Here is an 8,589-nt window from a genome sequence, read left to right on the forward strand (position 1 = left end):
GACAACATCCTGCTCTGCCACGCCACCTCCACCTACCCGGCCAAGGCCCCCGTCGTCTGCTGCCCGTCCGGGCGATCTACGCGGAACCGGCCGCCGCTTCCTCCGCGCGCGGCCGCCAGATCCTCGCCCGCTTCCCGGAGGCGGAGCTGATCGAGGTGGACTCGCACTGGCGCATCCCGGGGCTGCACGGCAACGAGGGCAATGTCGAGCGCTGGGTGCGGGTGAAAGGCGAGACGCTGGTCCTGGGCGAGCGCAAGACGCTGACCACACGGCCCAACGGGCGATCCGCCGACTGGATCGCCCCCGGCGCCTCCAACGGGTGCGCCATGGCCTGCGCCTACTGCTACGTCCCGCGCCGCAAGGGCTACGCCAACCCCATCACCGTCTTCACCAACATCGACGCCATCCTCGCCCACCTGGCCCGGCACATCGCCCGCCGGGGAGCCAAGCCGGAACCCAACCAGTGCGACGAGTCGGCCTGGGTCTACGACATCGGGGAGAACGGCGACTGCTCGGTGGACGCGCTGATCAGCGACAACACGGCGGACCTGGTGCGCGCCTTCCGCCACTGGCCCACCGCGAAGGCGTCGTTCGCCACCAAGTTCGTCAACCCGGACCTGCTGGCGCTGGACCCCCGAGGCCGCACGCGGATCCGGTTCTCCGTGATGCCCGCCGCGGACTCGCGGCTGCTGGACGTACGGACATCGCCGGTGGGCGACCGGATCGCCGCCGCGGCGGATTTCCTGGACGCCGGCTACGAGGTCCACTTCAACCTCTCCCCCGTGGTACTGCGCCCCGGCTGGGAGGAAGCCTGGAGCGAGGTGCTCCGGGAGCTGGACGACATCCTGCCCGGCCGGGTCAAACGGCAGGCTGCCGCCGAGGTGATCCTGCTCACCCACAACCGGGACCTCCACCAGGTCAACCTGGGCTGGCACCCCCGGGCCGAGGAGCTGCTCTGGCGCCCGGAGCTGCAACAGGACAAGCGCTCGCAGAACGGCGCGCTGAACGTCCGCTACGGCGACCAGGTCAAGGCGCGGGCCGTCCGCGCCCTGCGCGGCCTGGTCGCCGCGCACGCGCCCTGGCTGCGGATCCGGTACGCCTTCTGAGCCGCGGCCCGTCTCCCGCCCGGTGGTCGTCGGCTCGAGCGGTCCGGGCGGGCCCGGCGCGGCCGGCGGGGAACAGGGCGACCGGGACCCGCACGGGCGTCAGCCTCCTCCAGGGGGGCGGCGGGGCACGGCGCCGGATGCGCTCGGCTCGCGCCCTCGGGGCGGCGGTGCCGTGTGCTCGGCGGTGCGGACGATGTTGCGGGCCATGCCGCCGAAGACGACCGCGTGCCAGGGCGAGACGCTCCACCAGTACAGGTGGCCGAGGAGTCCGTGCGGGTGGAACAGTGCCCGCTGCCGGTACCGGACCGGTCCGCCGTCGTCGCCGTCCACGCTCATCTCCAGCCAGGCCAGTCCGGGCAGCCGCATCTCGGCGCGCAGCCGCAGCAGCCGGCCGTGTTCGATCTCCTCGACCCGCCAGAAGTCCAGGGAGTCGCCGGTCCTGAGGTGCCGGGCGTCACGGCGGCCCCGGCGCAGGCCGACACCGCCCACGAGCCGGTCGAGCCAGCCGCGCACCGCCCAGGCCAGGGGGAAGGAGTACCAGCCGTGCTCTCCGCCGATGCCCTCGACGACCGCCCACAGCGCCTCCCGGGAAACCTTCGCGTCGCGTTCGCGCACGTCGCTGTAGAGGCTGCCGCCCGCCCAGTCGGGGTCCGTGGGCAGCGGGTCGCTGGGCGCGCCGGGCACGGAGGCCGACGACCACCGGGTGGTGACCTGCGCGTCACGGATGCGCTGGAGGGCCAGCCGGACGGCGTCGTCGAAGCCGATCGGGTGTCCCGGCGGGCTGGGCACGTACCGTTCGATGTCGTTATCGCGGCACACCACCTCGTGGCGCAGGGACTCGGTCAGGGGGCGGGCGATCGAGGCCGGGACCGGCGTCACCAGGCCCACCCAGTGGCTGGACAGTCCAGGGGTGAGGACGGGGACGGGCAGGATCAGCCGTCGGGGCAGTTCCGCCACCGAGGCGTAGCGGCGCATCATGTCGAGGTACGTCAGCACCTCCGGTCCGCCGATGTCGAAGGCGCGGTTCACCTCGCGGGGCAGGCGGGCACAGCCGGTGAGCAGGCGGAGCACGTCCCGTACGGCGACGGGCTGGATCCGCGTGCGCACCCAGCGCGGGGTGACCATCACCGGCAGCCGCTCGGTGAGGTAGCGCAGCATCTCGAAGCTCGCGGAGCCCGAGCCGATGATCACTGCGGCGCGGAGCACGGCCGTGGGGACGCCCGAGGCGAGCAGGATCCGGCCGACCTCGGCGCGGGAGCGCAGGTGCGGCGACAGCTCGGATTCGGGCACGGAGGCGGGGGTGAGACCGCCCAGGTAGACGAGCCTGCCGACGCCGGCCCGGCGGGCCTGGGCGCCGAAGATCCGGGCCGCCGCGCGGTCGGTCTCCTCGAACCCGCGGCCGGTGCCGAGAGCGTGCACGAGGTAGTAGGCCACGTCGACGCCGGTCATCGCCCGGGCCACCGAGTCGGCGTCGGTCACGTCGCCCCGGAGGATCTCCACCCGGTCGGCCCAGGGGTGGTCGCGCAGCTTGCGCGGGGTGCGGACCAGGCAGCGCACCCGGTACCCCGCGTCGAGCAGCTCCGGCACCAGGCGGCCGCCGATGTACCCCGTGGCGCCGGTGACCAGGCAGACCGGCCCGTCACCCGCCTGCGGTCCGGCCGGTGTGATGTCGTCGCTCATGGTCGCTCCCGCCGTCTCTGCCGCCGGCAACCGCGCCGTGACGCCCGCCGCCTCCTCTCCACCGTGCGCCCGTACGGCCGGACGCGCCTCCGCTCCGGCGGGACGCGCGTCTTTCCACTGCCGTCCGGGCCGTTTGACCGGTCATGCTTTCCCGGGGTTTCCGGCACGGCCTTGGAAAAAGACATGACATGCCGCTCCCCGGGGCGGCTAACACCTGTCATGTGCAGTGCACACAGGCGGCGGCAGACCGCGCACCGATCCGCCCAAAGTTTCCACGATAAGGACGGCGCGACGGAAACCCGTCGCGGCGCTCCGAGCGGCCGCAGCGCGGTCGGGACTCGGGCGCAGGTACCGGCGACACCCCTGGCGGGGGGCTCGGAGGCGCATCACGGCCGCGTGTGCGGCCGAGGGGGCGCGAATAAGGTCTTCCGGTATCACTTGCATATCTCTACGGTCACCGGACGCCCGATGAAAACGTGGAATAACAATTCGCCTTCCCCGGCGGCGGGGACCGGCCACGGGGGCTTGACTGAGTATTGCCCTCCGTGGACCCTCATGGTTCATGACGACAAGTCACCGAAAACGTCAACTGGAAGAGTTGTCTCATTTCCTTCGCACGCGGCGAATGCGCCTGACCCCGGGCGACGTCGGACTCACCACCTCCGGACGCCGTCGTACGCCCGGGTTACGCAGGGAGGAGGTGGCCGTCCTGGCGGGCGTCGGTACCTCCTGGTACACGTGGCTGGAGCAGGGCAGGGACATCAACGTCTCGGACGCGGTGCTCGGCGCCATCAGCGGGGCGCTGCGCCTCAACGCGGCGGAGGAGATCTACCTGCACCGGCTGGCCGGCCTCAAGGCGCCGGAGGACGCCGCCCGGGCCACCACCGGGCCCGACGACCCGCGGCGCCTGGCCGAGATCGTGAACCACTGGTTCCCCAACCCGGCGCTGGTGCGGGACCGCTGCTGGAACATCCTGGCCGCGAACTCGGCGGTGCCGGAGTTCCTCGGCTTCCCGGGGCCGGGCGCGAACATCCTCGTGGAGTTCTTCACGGACAAGGCGTGCCGGGAACGCTATGCGCACGGCGACGCCCTGGCCCGCAGCTCGGTCGCCCGCTTCCGCGCGGACGTGGCCGACTGCTTCGGCCGGCCGGAGGTCGAGCGGGTCCTGGCCGAACTGAACCGGAGCAGCCCGGAGTTCGCCGAGCTGTGGAGCGGCCACGAGGTACTGGAACCGGTCAAGGCCCGGACGAAGGAGGTGCTCCATCCCGAGGTCGGGACGCTCGGTTTCGACGTCCACGAGTGGGAGCTGGCCGCGGACCACGAGGTCCAGCTGGTCCTGCATATGCCGACCGTGCAGGAAACGAAGGAGAAGCTGGACGCCTTCTTCGCGTCGGCCGGTCCGGACGCGGAGGATCCGGACCGGCCGGGCGAGGAAGGCGACGAGGACGGTCAGTCGCCCTCGGCGAAGGCGAGCGCGGCGGCGTAGCTGTCCTCGAACGTCTGGTAACGGCGGATCAGCCCGTCGCGGACGGTGAACCTGATCGCGAAGGGGCTCTCGAACGGTTTCCCGGTCGAGGTCACCTTGTGCTCGAACGCGCCGAGGACGATGGCGTCTTCACCGTCCGTGACGATCCGTTCGATGTCGAACCGCTGCGTCCGGACAGCGGCCACGAACCGCTGGAAGTAGCCTTCGACCTCGTTCCGGCCGACGAGGTGCCCCGTCCACGGGACGAGCGGGGCGCCCGCCACGACCAGATCGGCGGTGTCGGCGAACAGTTCCGGCAGCCCGGCGAGGTCGCCGGCGCCGAAGCGGCGGAAGAATTCCCGGACGGTTTCGGCGGTGCTCCTGGTCATGCGCGGTGTCCCTCCCCGGCGAGGTCCTCGCTGTGGGCGGAGACCGCGGGCGCGGCCAGCGAGGCCAGATGCCGGTGGACGTGCCCGAGGCCCGGTGCGAAGTCCTGGGCCGCGATGTAGTGGTCCGGGCGGACCAGGACCGCCGAGAAGCGCCGGCCGCGCGTGATGCGGACCCGCACCAGCTCCTCGTAGGCGTCCTGGAGTTCCGCGAGGGCGGAGGGGCGTTCGCCGGACGCGGGGAGCGTGACGAGCAGGGTGTAGCGGTCCACCGGCAGTGTCTCGCGCGTCGCGGGGTCCGCCACCAGGTGCCCGTTGCGCTGCCGGGACCGGCCCGGCCGACCCCCCGGGTTGCCGTCGACGGCCGGACCGGCCGGGTAGTTGTTGGTCAGGCCCGCGAGCCAGGGCGAGTAGAACCGGTCGAAGAGGCCGCTGCGGCCGGCGAACCGCGCGGAGACGTCCCGCAGCGTGATCTGCCAGCGCTTGTCCAGCATCCATGCCCTCGTCTGCACCTCGGCCTGCTTCACCACGGCCCGCGCCACGGCGGCGCGCTCGCTGCCGTAACTGTCCAGCAGCACCGGCGAGGCCGCGCCGCGGTGCACCAGCGCCAGCTTCCAGGCGAGGTTGTGCGCGTCGGTGACCCCGGTGTTCAGACCCTGGCCGCCGGCCGGGCTGTGGATGTGCGCCGCGTCGCCGGCGAGGAAGACGCGCCCGGCCCGGAACCGCTCGGCGTGCCGGGCGTGGATGCTGAACGTGGTCTGCCAGGAGATGTCGTACAGCGTGAGGCCTCCCGGCCCGCGTTTGTCGACGAAGTCCTGGAGCACCTCGGGCGTCAGGTCCTCCGGCTTCATGCCGGGCGGACCGGCGGTGAACACCCGGAACCGGCCGTTGTGCAGCGGGACCAGCACCATGATCCCGTTCTCCGTGCAGTAGTAGTGCACGGCGTCGCGCTGTAAGTCCCCGTCGAGCGCGGTGTCGGCCAGGATGAACAGGTTGGGATAGGTCGCTCCCGTGAACCGCACGCCGATGGCCTTGCGTACGGTGCTGCCCGCCCCGTCGCCGCCGACGACGTAGGCGAACTCGCCGGTGGTCTCCTCTCCGTCGGGACCGCGCAGCGTGGCGAGCACGCCGTCCGGGTCCTGGCTGAGCCGGGTCAGCTCGGTGCGCCACTCGACCGTCCCGCCGTTGCGCTCCAGCGCCTCGCGCAGCAGTTCCTCGACGTCCGGCTGAACGATCACCATCGGGCGGGTGCGGTCGCCGAAGACGATGTCGCAGATCGGGTCGGTGCCGGAGTTGTACCGGAAGGAGTGCACCGGCAGACCGTGCTTGTCGATGTACGCGGCGGCGCCCAGCCCCCGGAACACCTCCAGGGTGCGCGGCCACACCACCAGCGCCTTGGTCAGCGGGCTGGGGCCGGCCGCCTTGTCGACCAGCCGCACCGGTACGCCCCGCCGGGTCAGTTCGGCCGCGGCCGTCAGGCCCACCGGGCCCGCGCCGACGACCAGTACGGGCCTGTCATCGGGCTTGCTCATGACGTCTCTCCCATCGTGATCGGTTCCTTGGTGCACCGGTCCGCGGTCGCGGTGCCCTTCGGCCCGGGGGCGGTGCGCAGCATGCGCATGATCACCGGGGCGCCCACGGCGCACACGGCCGCGAGCAGCCACAGCACCGTGTGCAGGGCGGAGGTGTAGGCACCGGAGACCAACTCGGTGAAGCCGGCCCGGTCGGCGGCCGGCACCTGGTCGGCCACCGCGCCGATCTCGCCCTGTACGACCCGGTTGGCGAGGTCGCCGGTGCCTTGCCACCATGCGCCCGGGTCCTTGAGGTTGTGCCGGGTGATGCTGACCAGGACGGAGCCCATCCCGGCGATGGCGACGGCCTCGCCGGTGAGCCGCATGGTGTTGAACAGCCCGGCCGCCATACCCGCCCGGCTCGCGTCCACGGCACCGACCGCGGCGCCGTCGAGCAGGCCGAAGGAGATGCCCACCCCGGTGCCGATGACGAGCAGGGGTCCTGCGATCGCCAGGGTGGTGGAGTTCTGGTCGAGGACGGTCAGCCAGGCGGCACCGCCCGCGACCAGCAGCAGGCTCACCCCGAGCGGCACCGCCGTGCCGGCCTTGCGCGCGAGCGCTCCGCTGAGCACGGGCAGGGCGAGCACCGGGCCGCTGAGCAGCAGCATGGTCAGGCCGGCCCGCTGTGAGCTCATGCCGCCCACGCCGATGAAGTACGACGGAAGGAAGACCAGCAGGCACACGAAGCCGAAGGCCAGCAGTACCGGCATCAGCCCGACGGCGACGAACTTCGGCTCACGCAGCAGTGACAGCTCCAGCAGGGGCCGCGCCCGGCGCTTCTCGATCCGGACGAACACGGTCAGCAGCACAGCCGCCAGTACGGCGAGGGCCGGCACCAGCGGGTGCCCCCAGCCCAGCTGCGGTCCCTCGACCAGGGCGAGGGTGAGCGCGAACAGGGCGCCGCTGAACGTCGCCGCCCCGGCGTAGTCCACGCCGCCCGCGGCAGGGTCCCGGGATTCGGTCAGGAGCGGGCCCGACAGCAGGACGGCCGCGGCGACGGCGGCGTGGGCGAGGAACACCGAGCGCCAGCCGAAGGCCCCGACGAGCAGCCCGGACAGCGAGGGCCCGAGGGCCAGCCCGAGACCGAAGGACGATCCGAGGAACCCGAAGGCGCGGGCGCGGCGCGCGCCGTCGTAGGTCTGGGCGAGCAGCGCGGTGGCCGCGGTGAGCACCATCGCGGCGCCCACCCCGGCCGCACCGCGCAGGACGTCGATCAGCACCACGTCGGTCAGGAGGGCCGCGCCGGCCGTGCACAGCACGAAGACGGCGAGGCCGAGGGTGAACATCCTGCGCCGCCCCAGCAGGTCCGCGAGCGAGCCCGCGACCAGCATCACACCGGCGAAGGTGAGGTTGTAGGCGTTGACGACCCACTGCACGGTCACCAGGGAGGCGTGCAGATCGGCGCCGAGATCGGGCAGGGCGACGGAGGTTCCGGTCAGGGAGGCGGGGAGCAGTCCGCAGGAGACGCAGACCGCGACGAGGGTCAGGACGGGACGGGACCGTACGGCGCCCGTCGGACGAGTGGGCACGAGAACTCCTCGAGAAGGTCGGGGTTGTCAGGGCGTCCGTGCGCGCAGTTGCTCGACGCCCCATAACAGCAGCACCAGCGCGGCCAGGCCGCCGCCGGCCGCGGACACACCGGCCCACCCGGCGGCGGAGTACACGGCGCCCGAGAGCGCCGAACCCGCCGCGCCGCCGAGGAAGTAGGCGGACATGTAGGCCATCGTGATCCGGTTGCGGGCCTCGGGGCGCAGCCGGAAGAGGACGCCGAGGTTGGTGACCTGGGCACCCTGCACCCCGAAGTCGAGCAGCAGGACACCGAGCACCAGGCACACCGGCAGGTGGCCGCCGTCGAAGGCGAGCAGCGCCCAGGCGATCAGGTTCGCGAGGTACAGCACGGTGCCGGCCAGCCGGTCGCGGCCTCGGTCGACCAGCGGACCGGTGACTCGCGCGGCCACCGCGCCCACCAGGCCGAGCAGCCCGAACGCGCCGATCAGCGCCGCGCCGTACGAGTACGGCGGTGCGGCGAGCAGGAAGGCCGCCGAGGCCCAGAAGACGCTGAAGGAGGCGAAGGTGAGGAAGCCGTACAGGCAGCGCAGCCGCAGCACGGGCTCCTGGGCGACCACCGAGGCCACCGAGCGCAGCAGGGTGAAGTAGCCGAGGGACTCGGCGGGTTCCAGGTCGGGCAGCAGCCGCCACAGCAGCACGGCGAGCACCAGCATGGCCACCGCCGCCACCGCGAACACCGTGCGCCAGCTGCCGGTCCACTGTGCCAGCGCTCCCGCGCCGGTGCGGGCGGACAGGACCCCGCCGAGCACACCGCTCATCACCCGGCCGGTGACCCGGCCGCGCTGTTCCGGGCGGGCGAGCGCGGCGGCGAA

At 72.7% G+C, this 8,589-nt stretch carries 7 protein-coding genes; 2 read left to right on the forward strand and 5 right to left on the reverse strand.

Going from position 1 to position 8,589, the window contains the following annotated elements; genetic code table 11:
* Positions 1 to 1,106: spore photoproduct lyase family protein (locus tag H5J33_RS15290; protein WP_181795467.1), on the forward strand; the 1,106-nt coding region annotated here is incomplete at its 5' end.
* A gap of 99 nt (positions 1,107 to 1,205) precedes the next feature.
* Here the strand turns inward: H5J33_RS15290 and H5J33_RS15295 are convergent.
* Positions 1,206 to 2,786, reverse strand: a complete 1,581-nt coding sequence (locus H5J33_RS15295) for an SDR family oxidoreductase (protein ID WP_181795468.1) — start codon at positions 2,784 to 2,786, stop codon at positions 1,206 to 1,208.
* A gap of 562 nt (positions 2,787 to 3,348) precedes the next feature.
* Between H5J33_RS15295 and H5J33_RS15300 the strand changes: the two genes are divergently transcribed.
* The gene (locus H5J33_RS15300; protein ID WP_181795469.1) at positions 3,349 to 4,272 is read left to right on the forward strand and encodes a helix-turn-helix transcriptional regulator; all 924 of its coding nucleotides are present in this window, start codon (positions 3,349 to 3,351) and stop codon (positions 4,270 to 4,272) included.
* On the opposite strand, the gene H5J33_RS15305 is transcribed toward H5J33_RS15300, so the two are convergent.
* The 4 genes from H5J33_RS15305 to H5J33_RS15320 form a co-directional block, all read right to left on the reverse strand.
* Positions 4,236 to 4,640: a nuclear transport factor 2 family protein gene (locus H5J33_RS15305; RefSeq protein ID WP_181795470.1), complete on the reverse strand. Its 405-nt coding sequence runs from the start codon at positions 4,638 to 4,640 to the stop codon at positions 4,236 to 4,238. The two genes, H5J33_RS15300 and H5J33_RS15305, sit on opposite strands and share 37 nt — an antisense overlap.
* Positions 4,637 to 6,169 (reverse strand): FAD-dependent monooxygenase, encoded by a 1,533-nt coding sequence (locus H5J33_RS15310; protein ID WP_181795471.1) that lies wholly within the window; start codon positions 6,167 to 6,169, stop codon positions 4,637 to 4,639. The genes H5J33_RS15305 and H5J33_RS15310 overlap by 4 nt, the downstream gene beginning before the upstream one ends.
* Entirely contained in the window at positions 6,166 to 7,737 is a 1,572-nt protein-coding gene (locus H5J33_RS15315; protein WP_181795472.1) for an MFS transporter, read from the reverse strand. The genes H5J33_RS15310 and H5J33_RS15315 overlap by 4 nt, the downstream gene beginning before the upstream one ends.
* A 27-nt stretch (positions 7,738 to 7,764) precedes the next feature.
* Positions 7,765 to 8,589: MFS transporter (locus H5J33_RS15320; RefSeq protein WP_181795473.1), on the reverse strand; the 825-nt coding region annotated here is incomplete at its 5' end.

Origin of the sequence: Streptomyces sp. WELS2 (assembly GCF_013870595.1) — a bacterium.
Lineage (GTDB): Bacteria > Actinomycetota > Actinomycetes > Streptomycetales > Streptomycetaceae > Streptomyces.